Source organism: Pseudomonas sp. H1_D05 (assembly GCF_054682705.1).
Window position 1 is genome coordinate 527,683 of record NZ_CP162825.1, and the last position, 16,626, is coordinate 544,308.

The 16,626-nt window shown below is 59.3% G+C and carries 15 protein-coding genes; 11 read left to right on the forward strand and 4 right to left on the reverse strand.

Annotated features, from left to right (window positions below):
- Positions 1-13: 13 nt before the first annotated feature.
- Positions 14-796 (reverse strand): PhzF family phenazine biosynthesis protein, encoded by a 783-nt coding sequence (locus AB4O11_RS02435; protein WP_460130031.1) that lies wholly within the window; start codon positions 794-796, stop codon positions 14-16.
- A 95-nt stretch (positions 797-891) separates the two neighbouring features.
- Entirely contained in the window at positions 892-1,362 is a 471-nt protein-coding gene (gene ybaK / locus AB4O11_RS02440; RefSeq protein ID WP_090285884.1) for a Cys-tRNA(Pro) deacylase, read from the reverse strand.
- Positions 1,363-1,722: 360 nt separating this feature from the next.
- Here ybaK and AB4O11_RS02445 point away from each other — a divergent pair, with 360 nt between their 5' ends.
- From AB4O11_RS02445 to AB4O11_RS02495, 11 genes are all read left to right on the forward strand, one after another.
- Positions 1,723-2,574 carry an MIP/aquaporin family protein gene (locus AB4O11_RS02445; RefSeq protein ID WP_064118990.1) on the forward strand — a complete coding sequence of 284 codons (852 nt, stop codon included), beginning with the start codon at positions 1,723-1,725 and terminating at the stop codon, positions 2,572-2,574.
- Positions 2,575-2,651: 77 nt separating this feature from the next.
- Positions 2,652-4,154, forward strand: a complete 1,503-nt coding sequence (gene glpK, locus AB4O11_RS02450; protein WP_093430586.1) for a glycerol kinase GlpK — start codon at positions 2,652-2,654, stop codon at positions 4,152-4,154.
- Between the two features lie 238 nt (positions 4,155-4,392).
- Positions 4,393-5,148 carry a DeoR/GlpR family transcriptional regulator gene (locus AB4O11_RS02455; RefSeq protein ID WP_007916700.1) on the forward strand — a complete coding sequence of 252 codons (756 nt, stop codon included), beginning with the start codon at positions 4,393-4,395 and terminating at the stop codon, positions 5,146-5,148.
- A 273-nt stretch (positions 5,149-5,421) separates the two neighbouring features.
- Entirely contained in the window at positions 5,422-6,960 is a 1,539-nt protein-coding gene (glpD, locus tag AB4O11_RS02460) for a glycerol-3-phosphate dehydrogenase (protein ID WP_093430587.1), read from the forward strand.
- Between the two features lie 523 nt (positions 6,961-7,483).
- Entirely contained in the window at positions 7,484-8,410 is a 927-nt protein-coding gene (locus tag AB4O11_RS02465; protein WP_093430588.1) for a glutamate/aspartate ABC transporter substrate-binding protein, read from the forward strand.
- 193 nt (positions 8,411-8,603) lie between these two features.
- Positions 8,604-9,347, forward strand: a complete 744-nt coding sequence (locus AB4O11_RS02470) for an amino acid ABC transporter permease (protein ID WP_460130034.1) — start codon at positions 8,604-8,606, stop codon at positions 9,345-9,347.
- 3 nt (positions 9,348-9,350) lie between these two features.
- Positions 9,351-10,073 carry an amino acid ABC transporter permease gene (locus tag AB4O11_RS02475; protein WP_460130035.1) on the forward strand — a complete coding sequence of 241 codons (723 nt, stop codon included), beginning with the start codon at positions 9,351-9,353 and terminating at the stop codon, positions 10,071-10,073.
- The gene (locus AB4O11_RS02480; protein ID WP_007963947.1) at positions 10,018-10,752 is read left to right on the forward strand and encodes an amino acid ABC transporter ATP-binding protein; all 735 of its coding nucleotides are present in this window, start codon (positions 10,018-10,020) and stop codon (positions 10,750-10,752) included. Before AB4O11_RS02475 ends, AB4O11_RS02480 begins: the two co-directional genes overlap by 56 nt.
- 170 nt (positions 10,753-10,922) lie before the next feature.
- Entirely contained in the window at positions 10,923-12,824 is a 1,902-nt protein-coding gene (aauS, locus tag AB4O11_RS02485; RefSeq protein WP_093430589.1) for a two-component sensor histidine kinase AauS, read from the forward strand.
- A gap of 44 nt (positions 12,825-12,868) precedes the next feature.
- On the forward strand, positions 12,869-14,149 hold the full coding sequence (gene aauR, locus AB4O11_RS02490; RefSeq protein WP_460131038.1) for a two-component response regulator AauR: 1,281 nt from the start codon (positions 12,869-12,871) through the stop codon (positions 14,147-14,149).
- Positions 14,150-14,160: 11 nt separating this feature from the next.
- Positions 14,161-14,499, forward strand: coding sequence for a GlpM family protein (locus AB4O11_RS02495; RefSeq protein ID WP_186622895.1), 339 nt, complete (start codon positions 14,161-14,163; stop codon positions 14,497-14,499).
- A gap of 223 nt (positions 14,500-14,722) precedes the next feature.
- Here AB4O11_RS02495 and AB4O11_RS02500 read toward each other — a convergent pair whose 3' ends face one another.
- Positions 14,723-15,388, reverse strand: a complete 666-nt coding sequence (locus AB4O11_RS02500; protein ID WP_460130038.1) for a DsbA family oxidoreductase — start codon at positions 15,386-15,388, stop codon at positions 14,723-14,725.
- A 168-nt stretch (positions 15,389-15,556) separates the two neighbouring features.
- Positions 15,557-16,591 (reverse strand): alpha/beta fold hydrolase, encoded by a 1,035-nt coding sequence (locus AB4O11_RS02505; RefSeq protein ID WP_093430592.1) that lies wholly within the window; start codon positions 16,589-16,591, stop codon positions 15,557-15,559.
- Positions 16,592-16,626: the final 35 nt, after the last annotated feature.

Genomic DNA, 16,626 nt, shown 5'->3' on the forward strand with positions numbered 1-16,626 from the left:
AGGTGTTTTTGGGCTAGCCCAACAACAATGTGCCGCTGGCAACCAGCGTCGCATTACCGCCGATCTTCACCCGCTCTCCTTCCAATCGACAGAACAACTCCCCGCCCCGCGCCGAGCGCTGGCAGGCGGTCAGGCTCGACTTGCCCAGACGCTTGGACCAATACGGGATCAGGCTGCAATGCGTCGACCCGGTCACCGGATCCTCATTGATTCCAATCGCCGGCGCAAAATAGCGCGAGACGAAGTCGTGCTGATTGCCGCGCGCGGTGACGATCGCGCCCAGCCACGGCAATTTGGCCAGCGCGACCATGTCCGGCTTGCAATCAAGCACCGCCTGCTCCGACTCCAGCACCACAAACAGTTCGTTGGAGCCGAGCACATCCACCGCCTCGACCCCCAGCGCTCGCTCGACATCCAGCGTCACGCCAATTTCCGAGGGCACGATCGACGGGAAGTCCAGCCACAAACGGCCCTCTTCACGGCTGACACTCAACGGCCCGGACTGGCAGGTAAAGTCGATACGCTCGGCGCTCTCCTTGTAGATCTCGAACAGCACATAAGCACTCGCCAACGTGGCGTGCCCGCACAACGGCACTTCAGTGGTCGGGGTAAACCAGCGGATATGCCAGGCCTGACCTTCGCGCACCAGAAATGCGGTTTCCGCCAGATTGTGTTCGGCGGCGATCTTCTGCATCAGCTCATCCGCGAGCCACGTCTCCAACCGATAAACCATCGCCGGATTACCACTGAACGGCCGATCACTGAACGCGTCGACCTGATGAAACTCGAGCTGCATAACTTTCTCCCTGAGTCAGTCGGCAGAGGATGCAGCCACGCCGTGATCAGCGCCAGTGACAGAACCCGTCATTTTTTTACATACAGCATTAATGACTAAGGACGGCCGATGTCGGCAAATTTGGCCTGGGTGTGTTCGGCGAGCACTGCGGGCGCCAGTTCCACTTCCAGGCCACGCCGGCCGGCGCTGACATAAATAGTCGCAAAACCCTGAGCCGAGTTGTCGATAAAGGTACGCAGGCGCTTCTTCTGTCCCAACGGACTGATGCCGCCCAACAGATACCCGGTGGAGCGCTGAGCGGCTGCCGGGTCAGCCATCTCGACTTTTTTTACGCCAGCGGCATGGGCCAGACCTTTGAGGTCGAGGCTTCCGACGACCGGCACCACCGCCACCAGCAACTCGCCTTTTTCACTGGCCGCGAGCAGGGTTTTAAACACCTGTGCCGGTTCAAGTGCCAGCTTCTCTGCGGCCTCAAGGCCATAGGACGCGGCCTTCGGGTCATGTTCGTAACTGTGCACGCGATGTTCGGCACGAACTTTTTTCAACAAGTCCAACGCAGGGGTCATGGCAGCTCCAGGCTCGGCAATGGCAAAAAAACCTCCGCCGGATTCTAGGTGATCAGCCTCCAAAAGGCTCTATCCCAAGCCACGATTCCCGCGGCTCGCAGACATTCAGCGCACGTTGTCGCACCTGGGCCACAAAGGATCATTCACCCAGCGAATAGTTTTATTGTGACCGACGGTTCACTTTCGACCTTTGACAGGTTTGTTTCTTGTCTATATTTTTTCGAATCTGAATAATGTAAGAATTGTCGTCACAGCGACACCCAGCAGTAAACCGGAACGGAATGGGGATTCCTACTCGGGGAAAATCGCGCCTTGCCCTGTTGGCAAACGCGCCAGACAACAACAAAAACGAGGTTTTCAATGACAACTGCTTTACAGCAACCATCGCTCTCGAGCCAATGCATGGCCGAGTTTCTGGGTACTGCTCTTCTGATCTTTTTCGGCACCGGCTGTGTCGCCGCGCTCAAAGTCGCGGGTGCCAGCTTCGGCCTGTGGGAAATCAGCATCATCTGGGGCGTCGGCGTGAGCATGGCGATCTACCTCACCGCCGGAGTTTCCGGCGCGCACCTGAACCCGGCCGTGAGCATCGCCCTGGCAATCTTCGCCGACTTCGAAAAGCGCAAACTGCCGTTCTATATTCTTGCCCAGATCGCCGGCGCCTTCTGCGGCGCGCTGCTGGTTTACACGCTGTACAGCAATCTTTTCTTCGATTACGAACAAACTCACCAAATGGTCCGTGGCTCGACCGCCAGCCTTGAGTTGGCCTCGGTGTTCTCGACCTTCCCGAACCCGGTGCTGTCCACCGCCCAGGCATTCCTGGTCGAGATGATCATCACGGCGATCCTGATGGGCGTGATCATGTCCCTGACCGATGACAACAACGGCCTGCCGAAAGGCCCGCTGGCGCCGCTGCTGATCGGCTTGCTGATTGCCGTTATCGGCAGTTCGATGGGGCCGTTGACCGGTTTCGCCATGAACCCGGCGCGTGACTTCGGTCCGAAACTGATGACTTTCTTCGCCGGCTGGGGTGAAATTTCCTTCACTGGCGGCCGTGATATTCCGTATTTCCTGATTCCGATTTTTGCACCGATTGTCGGTGCCTGCCTCGGCGCTGCCGGGTATCGCGGGCTCATCGCCCGTCACCTGACCGGCGCCACACCTGCTACAAAGGATGCAGAACCGGCCATTGACGGCAAACCAAGAACTTCTTGAAACAGTCGGCGCCGGCTCCTGCCCTATAGAGCCTGCGCCACGGCCCACTCTCCCTTATTTCGTCCAAGGCAATCGACATGACCGACATTCAGAATAAGAACTACATCATTGCCCTCGATCAGGGTACGACCAGCTCCCGCGCGATCATTTTCGACCGCGACGCGAACGTGGTCTGCACCGCGCAGCGCGAATTCGCCCAGCATTACCCGCAAGCCGGTTGGGTTGAACACGACCCGATGGAAATCTTCGCCACCCAGAGCGCGGTGATGGTTGAAGCCCTGGCCCAGGCTGGCCTGCATCACGATCAGGTGGCTGCCATCGGCATCACCAACCAGCGTGAAACCACCGTGGTCTGGGACAAGACCACCGGCCGCCCGGTGTACAACGCCATCGTCTGGCAGTGCCGCCGCAGCACCGAGATCTGCCAGCAGCTCAAGCGCGATGGCCACGAAGACTACATCCGCGACAACACCGGTCTGGTCACCGACCCGTACTTCTCCGGCACCAAACTGAAGTGGATCCTCGACAACGTCGAAGGCAGCCGCGAACGAGCGCGCAACGGCGAACTGCTGTTCGGCACCGTCGATAGCTGGCTGATCTGGAAATTCACCGGCGGCAAGGTGCATGTCACCGACTACACCAACGCCTCGCGCACCATGCTCTTCAATATCCATTCGCTGGAATGGGATTCGAAGATGCTGGAAATCCTCGACATCCCGCGCGAGATGCTTCCGGAAGTGAAGGCTTCTTCGGAAATCTACGGTCGCACCAAGAGCGGCATTGCCATCGGTGGTATCGCCGGTGACCAGCAAGCCGCGTTGTTCGGGCAGATGTGCGTGGAGCCGGGTCAAGCGAAAAACACCTACGGCACCGGCTGCTTCCTGCTGATGAACACCGGCGACAAAGCGGTGAAATCCCAGCACGGCATGCTCACCACCATCGCTTGCGGCCCGCGTGGCGAAGTGGCTTATGCGCTGGAAGGCGCGGTGTTCAACGGCGGTTCGACCGTGCAGTGGCTGCGCGATGAACTGAAAATCATCAACGACGCCCACGACACCGAATACTTCGCCAATAAAGTGAAGGACAGCAACGGCGTGTACCTGGTGCCGGCCTTCACCGGTCTGGGCGCGCCGTACTGGGACCCATATGCCCGTGGCGCGCTGTTCGGCCTGACTCGCGGCGTGCGCGTGGATCACATCATCCGCGCCGCACTGGAGTCGATTGCTTACCAGACTCGCGACGTGCTCGACGCCATGCAGCAAGACTCCGGCGAACGCCTCAAAGCCCTGCGCGTGGACGGCGGCGCGGTGGCGAACAACTTCCTCATGCAGTTCCAGGCCGACATCCTCGGCACGCAGGTCGAGCGTCCGCAAATGCGCGAAACCACGGCACTTGGCGCCGCGTATCTGGCCGGTCTGGCGTGCGGTTTCTGGGGCAGCCTGGACGAACTGCGTGGTAAAGCGGTGATCGAGCGTGAGTTCGAGCCGAGCCTGGACGAAACCGAGAAAGAGAAGCTGTACAAAGGCTGGAAAAAAGCCGTCAGCCGCACCCGTGACTGGGCGCGTGAAGACGCTGAATAAGCCAACCTTAGGACTGGCTAAAGCGGTCCAAACAGCGTGAAAGCGTAGCGAGCGAAGGCAAGCCAAGGCAAAAACAGGCGAGGACGCGGAGTTTACGGGCTTGTAAATGAGCAGTCCGAGCCTGTTTTTAACGCAGGATGGCCGAGCGCAGTAGCTTCCACGTTGTTTGGAAACTGGTCGGGAGCGGATTCCTGCGTCATCATGGGCAAATTTTGCACGGCAGCCCAAAGGAAGCCCCATGAATCTGCCTCCCCGTCAGCAGCAAATCCTCGAGCTGGTCCGCGAACGCGGCTATGTGAGCATCGAGGAAATGGCCACGCTGTTCGTTGTTACCCCGCAAACCATCCGCCGCGACATCAATCAGCTCGCGGAAGCCAATCTGTTGCGTCGCTACCATGGCGGTGCGGCTTATGATTCCAGCGTCGAAAACACTGCCTATGCGATGCGCGCCGACCAGATGCGCGATGAAAAACAACGCATCGGTGAAGCCATCGCCGCCCAGATCCCCGATCACGCCTCGCTGTTCATCAACATCGGCACCACCACCGAATCGATTGCCCGCGCCCTGCTCAACCACAATCATCTGAAGATCATCACCAACAACCTGCATGTGGCGTCGATGCTCAGTGCCAAGGATGATTTCGATGTGCTGCTGACCGGCGGCAATGTGCGCCGTGATGGCGGCGTGGTCGGTCAGGCGAGCGTGGATTTCATCAATCAGTTCAAAGTTGATTTCGCCCTGGTCGGAATCAGCGGTATTGATGAAGACGGCAGCTTGCTGGATTTCGATTATCAGGAAGTGCGGGTGTCGCAGGCGATCATTGCCAATGCGCGGCAGGTGATTCTGGCGGCGGACTCCAGCAAGTTCGGGCGTAACGCGATGATTCGGTTGGGGCCGATCAGCCTGATCGATTGCCTGGTAACGGATCAGCAGCCGGTGCCGGCGCTGGCGCAGTTGTTGAGTCAGCACAAGATTCGCCTGGAAGTCGTCTAGTTACTCGTTCCCACGCTCCGCGTGGGAATGCAGCCCGGGACGCTCTGCGTCCCACCTCAAAGCCGACGCAGAGCGTCGATGGATGCATTCCTTTGCTGCGCATGGGAACGATCTGCCCGTAAATGTTCGAAAATTTTCTTTTAACTGCCCTTCGATGAGTTTTTTCAATCGAACGTGACTGGCTGCGCGGGTGTTTATGGGCTACCATTTTCGCAAATGAACATTCATGTTCGATTTCCAATATAGAAAATCAAAAGAACCCGAGGCCAGCCGATGTCCACCTCTACCTTGCGTACGCCCCCAATCTCCGAGATCTACGACATCGCCGTCATTGGCGGCGGGATCAATGGCGTGGGGATCGCAGCGGATGCCGCCGGTCGCGGGCTTTCGGTGTTCCTTTGCGAAAAAGACGATCTGGCTAGCCACACCTCGTCGGCCAGCAGCAAGCTGATCCACGGCGGCCTGCGCTACCTCGAACATTACGAATTCCGTCTGGTGCGTGAAGCGCTGGCTGAGCGCGAAGTGTTGCTGGCCAAGGCGCCGCATATCGTCAAACCGATGCGCTTCGTGTTGCCGCACCGTCCACACCTGCGCCCGGCATGGATGATCCGCGCTGGCCTGTTCCTGTATGACAACCTCGGCAAGCGCGAAAAACTGCCAGGTTCGAAAAGCCTCAAGTTTGGTGCCGACAGCGCACTGAAAAGCGAAATCAAGAAAGGCTTCGAATACTCCGACTGCTGGGTCGATGACGCCCGCCTCGTGGTACTCAACGCCATGGCCGCCCGCGAAAAAGGCGCTCACGTGCACACCCAGACCCGGTGCGTCAGCGCCCGTCGCACCAAAGGTCTGTGGCACCTGCATCTGGAACGTGCCGACGGCAGTCTGTTTTCGATCACCGCCAAAGCGCTGGTGAACGCCGCCGGCCCGTGGGTTGCCAAGTTCATTCGTGACGACCTGAAGATGGAATCGCCGTACGGCATCCGTTTGATCCAGGGCAGCCACATCATCGTGCCGAAGTTGTATGAAGGCGATCACGCGCACATTCTGCAAAACGAAGATCAGCGCATCGTCTTCACCATTCCGTACTTGAACCACTTCACCCTGATCGGCACCACCGATCGTGAGTACACCGGCGATCCGGCGAAAGTGGCAATCACCGACGCCGAAACCGACTACCTGTTGAAAGTGGTCAACGCCCACTTCAAGCAGCAGATCAGCCGTGACGACATCCAGCACAGCTACTCGGGCGTACGCCCACTGTGCAACGACGAATCCGACAACCCGTCGGCCGTCACCCGTGATTACACCCTGGCCTTGTCGGGCAGCACTGAAGAGGCACCGCTATTGTCGGTGTTCGGCGGCAAGCTGACCACTTACCGCAAACTCGCCGAGTCGGCGATGGCGCAGTTGATGCCGTTCTTCACCCAGATGCGCCCGAGTTGGACCGCCACCGCTACCCTGCCCGGCGGTGAGGACATGACCACCCCACAAGCCTTGTGCGCGCAGATCCGCGACAAGTTCGACTTCGTGCCGACCGAGATCGCCCGCCGCTGGGCCACCACCTACGGCAGCCGGACCTGGCGCATGCTTGAAGGTGTGGAAAGCCTCGCGGACATGGGCGAACACATCGGCGGCGGGCTCTACACCCGCGAAGTCGATTACCTGTGCAGCGAAGAGTGGGCAACCACGGCGCATGACATTCTGTGGCGTCGTAGCAAGCTGGGGCTGTTTACCACTCCGGCCGAGCAGGAGAAGCTTGCGGCGTATCTGGGTAAGGTTGAGCAGAACCGTAGCAAGATCGAAGCGGCGTGATGTGAACTTTGTTTAAACGAAAAGCCCCTGAATTGAGAGATTCAGGGGCTTTTTGTTTTGTGGATTCTGTTGAACCTGATTGTGTCAGTCAGATCCTTCCCCCTCACCCCAGCCCTCTCCCCCAAGGGGTAGAGGGGGAAAGGGAGCCGATCTTCATGGGGTTCGAAACTTGAGTTCGACTCGATATCTCACGTCGGCATAAATCGACCATCCACCGCGTTCAGTCCCCCTCTCCCTCCGGGAAAGGGCTAGGGTGAGGGGCTTTTGATCGTTCGGCTTTCCGAACGCGACTTCCCGGTCGATTCGGTAAACCGGATCAGTTACGCCAAAACAAACCATCACAAAACTTTAATAACGTTATAAATCATAAAGTTAAGTACATCACCCTGGTCTGGCACGAGTCATGCTCTACACTCTCTCGACGAATGCTTGTTGTGCCAACACTTCAGGAGCCGTCAGGCATTCGAAGCACAAAAGGGCCGACGAACTGGCTCCATAAAAAAAACAATTCGAGGAAAATTTGATGCGCATCGTTCCCCATATCCTGGGCGCAGCCATTGCGGCCGCTCTGATCAGCACGCCAGTTTTCGCCGCCGAACTCACCGGCACCCTGAAGAAAATCAACGATTCGGGCACCATCACGCTCGCTCACCGCGACAGCTCCATTCCGTTTTCCTACATCGCGGATGCTTCCGGCAAACCAGTGGGCTACTCCCACGACATTCAAGTGGCCATCGTTGAAGCCCTGAAAAAAGACCTGAACAAGCCAGACCTGCAGGTCAAATACAATCTGGTAACCTCGCAAACCCGTATCCCGCTGATCCAGAACGGCACCGCGGATATCGAGTGTGGTTCCACCACCAACAACGCCGAGCGCGCCCAGCAAGTCGACTTCACCGTCAACATCTTCGAAATCGGCACCCGTCTGCTGGTCAAGAAAGACAAGGATGGCAAGCCTTCCTACGCTGACTTTGCCGACCTCAAAGGCAAAAACGTCGTGACCACCGCGGGCACCACGTCCGAGCGCATCATCAAAGCGATGAACGCCGACAAGCAGATGGGCATGAACATCATCTCCGCCAAGGACCACGGCGAATCCTTCAACATGCTGGAAAGCGGCCGCGCCGTAGCCTTCATGATGGACGACGCCCTGCTGGCCGGCGAAGAAGCCAAGGCGAAGAAGCCGGAAGACTGGGTCATCACCGGTACGCCACAGTCCTTCGAAGCCTATGCGTGCATGGTTCGCAAAGACGACCCGGCCTTCAAGAAGGCGGTCGATGACGCCATTGTCGGCCTGTACAAGTCCGGCGAGATCAACAAGATCTACAGCAAGTGGTTCGAAAGCCCGATCCCGCCAAAAAACCTGAACCTGAAGTTCCCGATGAGCGACAAGGTCAAAGATCTGATCGCCAACCCGAGCGACAAGCCGGCGCCTGACGTAAAAATCTGATTCCTGACTAACCTTGTCTCCTGAGGGGGCGACCCTCCCTCAGGCGTTTGTTACTACCTGCTGGCTTCACTGTGGAACACTCGACCTGGCGGTTTCCGAGCCGATCGCGTGTGCCTGACGTTCAACGTCAGGCGGGAAAGGATCTTCCCCAAGCGGGTGCTTGTACATCGATCGATCTCGAGGGGAGACCCTAATGAATTACAACTGGGACTGGGGCGTGTTCTTCAAGTCCACCGGCGTTGGCAGCGAGACTTATCTCGACTGGTACATCTCCGGCCTGGGCTGGACCATTGCCATCGCCATCGTGGCATGGATCATCGCCTTGCTGCTGGGCTCCATTCTGGGGGTCATGCGCACGGTGCCAAACCGTATCGTATCGGGCATCGCCACCTGCTACGTCGAGCTTTTCCGTAACGTGCCGCTGCTGGTGCAACTGTTCATCTGGTACTTCCTGGTGCCCGACCTGCTGCCGCAAAACCTGCAGGACTGGTACAAACAGGACCTCAACCCGACCACCTCGGCTTACCTGAGCGTTGTCGTGTGCCTGGGCCTGTTCACCGCCGCCCGTGTCTGCGAGCAAGTGCGTACTGGCATTCAGGCGCTGCCACGCGGCCAGGAATCCGCTGCTCGCGCCATGGGCTTCAAACTGCCGCAGATCTACTGGAACGTGCTGCTGCCCCAGGCCTACCGGATCATCATTCCGCCGCTTACCTCGGAATTCCTCAACGTCTTCAAGAACTCCTCCGTGGCGTCCCTGATCGGTTTGATGGAACTGCTGGCGCAAACCAAACAGACCGCTGAGTTCTCGGCCAACCTGTTTGAAGCCTTCACCCTGGCCACGCTGATCTACTTCACCCTGAACATGAGCCTGATGTTGCTGATGCGCATGGTCGAGAAGAAAGTCGCAGTGCCCGGCCTGATCTCCGTGGGGGGGTAAATAATGGACTTCGATTTCAGCGGCATCATCCCCGCCATTCCGGGCCTGTGGAACGGCATGGTCATGACCTTGCAGTTGATGGTCATGGGCGTGGTCGGCGGCATCGTGCTGGGGACCATCCTCGCACTGATGCGCCTGTCGTCGAGCAAACTGCTGTCGCGGGTGGCCGGCGCTTATGTGAACTACTTCCGTTCGATCCCGCTCCTGCTGGTGATCACCTGGTTCTACCTGGCGGTGCCGTTCGTGCTGCGCTGGATCACCGGTGAAGACACGCCGATCGGTGCGTTCACCTCCTGCGTCGTGGCCTTCATGATGTTCGAAGCCGCGTACTTCTGCGAGATCGTCCGCGCCGGTGTGCAGTCGATCCCCAAAGGCCAGATGGCCGCCGCGCAAGCGATGGGCATGACCTATGGCCAGACCATGCGTCTGATCATCCTGCCCCAGGCGTTCCGCAAGATGACCCCGTTGCTGTTGCAACAGTCGATCATCCTGTTTCAGGACACCTCGCTGGTTTACACCGTGGGCCTGGTGGACTTCCTTAACTCCGCCCGCTCCAGCGGTGACATCATTGGCCGGTCCAACGAGTTCCTGATCTTCGCCGGTGTCGTCTACTTCATCATCAGCTTTTCCGCCTCGCTGCTGGTCAAGCGTCTGCAAAAAGGTTCGCCGTATGATCTCTATCAAGAACATCAACAAGTGGTATGGGGACTTCCAGGTGCTGACTGATTGCAGCACCGAGGTCAAAAAAGGCGAAGTGATCGTGGTCTGCGGCCCGTCGGGTTCCGGCAAATCGACCCTGATCAAATGCGTCAACGCGCTGGAGCCGTTCCAGAAAGGCGACATCGTCGTCGACGGCACCTCGATTGCCGACTCGAAGACCAACCTGCCGAAACTGCGCTCGCGCGTGGGCATGGTGTTCCAGCATTTCGAACTGTTCCCGCACCTGACCATCACCGAAAACCTGACCATCGCGCAGATCAAGGTGTTGGGCCGCAGCAAGGAAGAAGCGACCAAGAAAGGCCTGCAACTGCTCGAGCGCGTCGGCTTGTCCGCTCACGCCCACAAACATCCGGGGCAATTGTCCGGTGGTCAGCAACAGCGTGTGGCGATTGCCCGTGCGCTGGCGATGGACCCGATCGTCATGCTGTTCGACGAACCGACCTCGGCGCTCGACCCGGAGATGGTCAACGAAGTGCTCGACGTGATGGTGCAACTGGCCCACGAAGGCATGACCATGATGTGCGTAACCCACGAAATGGGCTTTGCGCGCAAAGTGGCTGACCGGGTGATCTTCATGGACGCCGGCAAGATCATCGAAGACTGCCCGAAAGAGGAATTCTTCGGCGACATCAGCGCCCGCTCCGAACGCGCGCAGCACTTCCTCGAGAAAATCCTGCAGCACTAAAACCGAGTACTTGCGCCATCACACTTATCCCTGTGAGAGCGAGCTTGCTCGCGAAAGCGGACTGACATTCAACATTGATGTTGACTGATCCGGCCTCTTCGCGAGCAAGCTCGCTCCCACAGGGACAGCGGTGAGCCTGCAAGTGTGGTGGTTGACCCAAGGCAACTGTGATGAAATGCGACCCCAATCTCTATCGCGCCGCGCCGCCATCACTTGCCGTGAAGCCTCGTCTGATTCGCCATCTGTTTCTGCCGCCGCTGGTCATCATCCTGATGATCGGGCTGGGTTACGCCGGCTTCTGGACCAGTGAGCATTTTGGCATTCGCAGCCTCAGTGAAAACGGTCAGCGTCAGCTCGAACTGAACGCCCGCGCCGTCGAAAGCGAAATCAGCAAATACACCTACCTGCCCAGCCTGCTGGAACTCGAAACCAGTGTGTCGCAGTTGCTGGCCGATCCGACCCCGGAACACCGGCGAACGGTCAACGATTACCTTGAAGGCCTGAACCGGCGCAGTCGCAGTCGGGCCATCTACGTGATGGACACCACCGGCCGTGTCATGGCCACCAGCAACTGGCGCGATGTCGACAGTTATCTCGGTGAAGACCTGTCCTTCCGCGCCTATTTCCAGAAAGCCGTACGCGGCGAGCCGGGGCGTTTCTACGGCATCGGCAGCACCAACGGCGAGCCCGGCTATTACCTCGCCCACGGCCTCGAAGAGCATGGCAAAATCATCGGCGTCGCCGTGGTCAAAGTGCGCCTGGAAGCCATGGAAGAACGCTGGCAACGCGCACGCCTAGAAGCCTTTGTCAGCGATGAGAACGGCATCATCATTCTCTCCAGCGATCCGGCCCGACGCCTCAAGTCAGTGATCCCGCTCACCGACGAAACCAAAGAAAAACTCGCCCGCAGCCTGCAGTACTACTGGTTCCCGCTCAACGAACTGCAACCGCTGGCCCGGGAAACCCTGTCCGAAGGCGTGGAAAAACTGACCTTCCCCGCCAACAGCGAAGTGCGCTCCGACGATGACGACATCAGCTATCTGGCACAGACCCGGCCACTGAGCGACACACCGTGGAATTTCACCCTGCTCACGCCGTTGCAGGACCTGCGCCGCGAAGCCATCAACCAAGGAATTCTGGTCGCCGTCGCGTTTGCGCTGGTGGCATTCCTGTTGATCGCCTGGAACGAGCGGCGCAAGGTCATCGCCACCCGTCTCGCCGCCCGCGAAGCCTTGCAGGAAGCCAACAATCAACTGGAGCGTCGGATTACCGAACGCACCACTGATCTGCGCGCCAGCAACGAGCGCCTGAAGAGCCAGATCCGCGAACGGCGTCAGGCCGAAGAGACGTTGCGCCGTGCGCAGGATGAACTGGTGCAGGCCGGCAAGCTCGCTGCCATCGGTCAGATGTCGACCAGCATCGCTCACGAATTGAACCAGCCGCTGGCGGCGATGCGTACGCTATCGGGCAACACCGTGCGCTTCCTCGAACGGGGCCAACTGGATGTCGCCAGCACCAATCTGAAAACCATCAACGAGCTGATCGACCGCATGGGCCGGATCACCGCCAGCCTGCGTTCGTTCGCCCGGCGCGGTGACAACCAGGGCCAGGCCAGCCTCGGCAAAGCCGTGGAGGCCGCGCTGCAATTGCTCGGGGCACGCCTGGAGAGTTCGGCGGTCAACATTCACCGCCAGTTCATCGATGTCCAGGTGCAGATCGACCAGACCCGCCTCGAACAGATTCTGGTCAACCTGATCGGCAATGCCCTCGACGCCATGCAGGCGCAACCCCTGCCCGAACTGTGGCTGGAGGGTGAAGAATTCAACGCCAAATATCGCCTGCGTGTACGTGACAACGGTCACGGCATCGACGCTGAAGCGCGCAAGCATCTATTCGAACCGTTCTTCACCACCAAACCCGGCGAACAAGGCCTGGGCCTTGGCCTGACCCTTTCCGCCAGCCTCGCCGCCGCCACCGGCGGGCATCTGGGTGTCGAACACCCGGCCAGCGGTGGCACCACCTTCGTCCTCAGTTTACCGTTGGTAAGCCCTACTCCTGCCGAGCCAATATGAACCACGACCTTAGTGTGCTGATCGTCGAAGACGACCCCCATGTGCTGCTCGGCTGCCAACAGGCGCTGACCCTCGAAGACATTCCCTGTGTCGGCGTCGGCAGTGCAGAAGAAGCGCTGGAGCGCGTCGGCGACAACTTTGCCGGCATCGTCATCAGCGACATTCGCCTGCCGGGCATCGATGGCCTCGAACTGCTGACCCGCCTCAAGCAACGTGATCGCAGCCTGCCGGTGGTGTTGATCACCGGCCACGGCGACATTTCCATGGCCGTCGGCGCGATGCAGAAAGGCGCCTACGACTTCATGGAAAAACCGTTCTCGCCGGAGCGCCTGGTCGATGTCGCACGGCGTGCGCTGGAGCAACGCAGCCTCGCCCGCGAGGTCTCATCGCTGCGCCGGCAACTGGCCGAGCGCGACTCCCTTGAGGGGCGGATCATTGGCCGCTCGCCGGCGATGCAGAACCTGCGCGAACTGATTGCCAACGTCGCCGACACTTCGGCCAACGTGCTGATCGAAGGCGAGACCGGCACCGGTAAGGAACTGGTCGCCCGCTGCCTGCACGATTTCAGTCGTCGCCACAGCAAGCAATTCGTCGCGTTGAACTGCGGCGGGCTGCCGGAAAACCTTTTTGAAAGCGAGATTTTCGGCCACGAGGCCAACGCCTTTACCGGTGCAGGCAAACGCCGTATCGGCAAGATCGAACACGCCGACGGCGGCACGCTGTTCCTCGACGAAGTGGAAAGCATGCCGCTGCCATTGCAGATCAAACTGCTGCGCGTACTGCAGGAACGCACCCTCGAACGTCTCGGCTCGAACCAGAGCGTGGCCGTGGATTGCCGGGTGATCGCAGCAACCAAATCCGACCTCGACGAAGCGAGCAAGGCTGGCGAGTTCCGCAGCGACCTGTACTACCGCCTCAACGTGGTAACGCTGGAGCTGCCACCACTGCGCGAACGCCGCGAAGACATCCTGCAACTGTTCGAACACTTCACCCAGCAGTCGGCCCTGCGTTTTGACCGCGTGCTGCCAGAACTGGACAACCAGACCCTGTCGAACCTGATGAGCCACGATTGGCCAGGCAATGTGCGCGAACTGCGCAACGTCGCCGAACGTTTTGCCCTCGGCCTGCCGGCGTTCAAAAAGTCCGGCGCCAGCAGTGGCGGACAAGGCCTGGCGTTTGCCGAAGCGGTGGAAGCGTTCGAGCGCAACCTGCTCAGCGACGCCCTGCAACGCAGCGGCGGTAACCTGACTCAGGCCAGCCTGGAATTGGGCATGGCCAAGACCACGCTGTTCGACAAAGTGAAAAAGTACGGGTTGAGCCATTAAGCGAGAACGATGTGGATCTGTTTTTCAAAGCCCTGTTGGGCGCCGCGGTAGTACTGATCATCGCGGCGCTGTCGAAAACCAAAAACTACTACATCGCCGGATTGGTGCCGCTGTTTCCGACGTTTGCGCTGATTGCGCATTACATCGTCGGCAAGGGGCGTTCGGTTGAGGATCTGAAGACCACGATCGTGTTCGGCATGTGGTCGATCATTCCGTACTTTGTGTATCTGGCGACGTTGTATGTGATGGTGGATCGGTTGCGGCTGGAGGCATCGCTGGCGGTGGCGGCGGTGGCCTGGTTGATGGCTGCCACTGTTTTGGTGACTGTTTGGGTTCGGCTACACAGCTAAGGTTAAAAGCCACCCTCACCCCAGCCCTCTCCCGGAGGGAGAGGGGGCCGACCGAGGTGTCTTGCGTCTGACATTGACCTGAAAGATCCAGTTGATTATGGATTCGGTACAGCACGTTTAGGTCGGTGTACAACTCCAGCATCCCCCAATCAGTCCCCTCTCCCTCTGGGCGGTCCGACGTTTCGGGAGGGTTAGGGTGAGGGGTTTTTGGCTCCCACCGATATCAACTGACAGTGCCGCCCTTGGACTCAGCCATGATCTGCCGGATTGCCCCGACAAACGTCTCCACCGGTTGCCCGCCGGTCACCGCATACTGACCGTTGAACACCACAGTCGGCACCGAACTCACCCCGCGCTGCAACCACAATTGCTCTTCTTCACGCACCTCATCGGCAAACTCATCGGACGCCAGAATCGCCTCGGCCCGCTGACGATCCATCCCGACACTTTCCGCAATCTGCACCAGTTGCCGATGATCCGACGGATTGCCGCCATCGCTGAAATACGCCTTGAACAGCGCCTCTTTCAACAGCAGTTGCACTCCTTCGAGACCGGCCCAGTGCAGCAAGCGGTGCGCATCAAAAGTGTTGTAGATACGGCTGTTGCCGTCAGTGCGAAACGCAAACCCGAGTTCAGCGCCACGGGCACGAATGGCTTCGCGATTTTTCTGCGATTGCTCCGGGGTCGAGCCGTACTTCTCTTGAATGTGCTCAGCGATGTTCTGCCCGTCTGCGCCCATTTTCGGATTGAGTTCGAACGGTTGGAAACGGATCTCGGCCTGCACTTCGTTGCGCAGGATCTCGAGTGCCTGTAACAGGCCACGCAAACCGACGACACACCAGGGGCAGGAGACGTCGCTGACAAAATCGATTTTCAAGGCAGAACTCATCACACACCTCGCGGGGGGAAATCGTGCGGGAAAATTTGCACGATACACCCCGGCCGGATTTTGCGGTGCCCCCTTCGCGAGCAAGCTCGCTCCCACATTTAGATCGCATTCCCCTGTGGGAGCGAGCTTGCTCGCGAAGAGGCCATAACCAACACCGCCCACTTTTGGTTACAGCAGATTCCCGCCCACCACCGGCTCAATCTGTGCCCAATGCGAAGTGTCTTCACGATGCGCCTGCAAATACGGCAGCACCGCCGCCAGCAACGGCTCCTTGAACGCCTCTTGAAAGCGATGCGCCAACCCCGGAATCAGTTTCAACTGGCTGCCGCGAATATGCGCCGCCAGATGAACCCCGTGCATCACCGGCAACAACGGATCCGCCGTGCCATGCACCACCAGCGTCGGTACCCGCAATTGATTGAGCAATGCCACCCGGCTCGGCTCGGCAAGAATCGCCATGATCTGCCGCTTCACGCCTTCGGGATTGAACGCGCGGTCATACGACAGCGCAGCCTGATGCAGCAAGACCTGGCGATCATCGGTGACCGCCGGGCTGCCCAGCGCGGCCAGCAGATCAGCCTGCTGTTCCAGCGCCACCTGTCGATTCGGTGCGCCGCGACGCGACAACAACTGCACCAGCGCCGCGCTGGGTGCCGGCAGACCTTCGGCGCCCGAGGTGGTCATGATCAATGTCAGACTCTCGACCCGCTGCGGTGCCATCGCCGCCATGTGCTGGGCAATCATCCCGCCCATGCTCGCGCCCAGCACGTGGAATTGCTCGACATGCAACGCGTCCATCAAGCCCAGCGCGTCGTCTGCCATGTCGGTCAGGCTGTAAGGCGCCGCCACCGGCAGACCGAGCTTGTAGCGCAGCACTTCGAAGGTCAGATTGGCGTCAGCCGGCGCCTGCCGCCAGGTCGACAGACCGACGTCGCGGTTGTCATAGCGAATCACCCGAAAACCCTGCTGACACAGCGCAACCACTACTTCGTCCGGCCAGTGGATCAACTGTCCACCCAAGCCCATGACCAGCAACAACGCCGGATCCGACGCGCGACCAATGCTCTGGTAAGCCAGGCTCACCTGCTGCAGATCAGCGTGCTCGGTCGGCACATTGACGTCGCAACGCGCCGCCGCCCAAGACGACGATCCGAAAAAAATCGCGACCAGAACAGCCGCGACCGATACAAAACCCTTGACCATGAAAAACACCGAAACGCAGAACCCCAGTAGAGCGC

Excerpts from the sequence above, each read along its gene's own strand:
- AB4O11_RS02435 (WP_460130031.1), bottom strand. The coding sequence starts at position 796 with ATGCAGCTCGAGTTTCATCAGGTCGACGCGTTCAGTGATCGGCCGTTC.
- ybaK (WP_090285884.1), bottom strand. The coding sequence starts at position 1,362 with ATGACCCCTGCGTTGGACTTGTTGAAAAAAGTTCGTGCCGAACATCGC.
- AB4O11_RS02445 (WP_064118990.1), top strand. The coding sequence starts at position 1,723 with ATGACAACTGCTTTACAGCAACCATCGCTCTCGAGCCAATGCATGGCC.
- glpK (WP_093430586.1), top strand. The coding sequence starts at position 2,652 with ATGACCGACATTCAGAATAAGAACTACATCATTGCCCTCGATCAGGGT.
- AB4O11_RS02455 (WP_007916700.1), top strand. The coding sequence starts at position 4,393 with ATGAATCTGCCTCCCCGTCAGCAGCAAATCCTCGAGCTGGTCCGCGAA.
- glpD (WP_093430587.1), top strand. The coding sequence starts at position 5,422 with ATGTCCACCTCTACCTTGCGTACGCCCCCAATCTCCGAGATCTACGAC.
- AB4O11_RS02465 (WP_093430588.1), top strand. The coding sequence starts at position 7,484 with ATGCGCATCGTTCCCCATATCCTGGGCGCAGCCATTGCGGCCGCTCTG.
- AB4O11_RS02470 (WP_460130034.1), top strand. The coding sequence starts at position 8,604 with ATGAATTACAACTGGGACTGGGGCGTGTTCTTCAAGTCCACCGGCGTT.
- AB4O11_RS02475 (WP_460130035.1), top strand. The coding sequence starts at position 9,351 with ATGGACTTCGATTTCAGCGGCATCATCCCCGCCATTCCGGGCCTGTGG.
- AB4O11_RS02480 (WP_007963947.1), top strand. The coding sequence starts at position 10,018 with ATGATCTCTATCAAGAACATCAACAAGTGGTATGGGGACTTCCAGGTG.
- aauS (WP_093430589.1), top strand. The coding sequence starts at position 10,923 with ATGAAATGCGACCCCAATCTCTATCGCGCCGCGCCGCCATCACTTGCC.
- AB4O11_RS02500 (WP_460130038.1), bottom strand. The coding sequence starts at position 15,388 with ATGAGTTCTGCCTTGAAAATCGATTTTGTCAGCGACGTCTCCTGCCCC.
- AB4O11_RS02505 (WP_093430592.1), bottom strand. The coding sequence starts at position 16,591 with ATGGTCAAGGGTTTTGTATCGGTCGCGGCTGTTCTGGTCGCGATTTTT.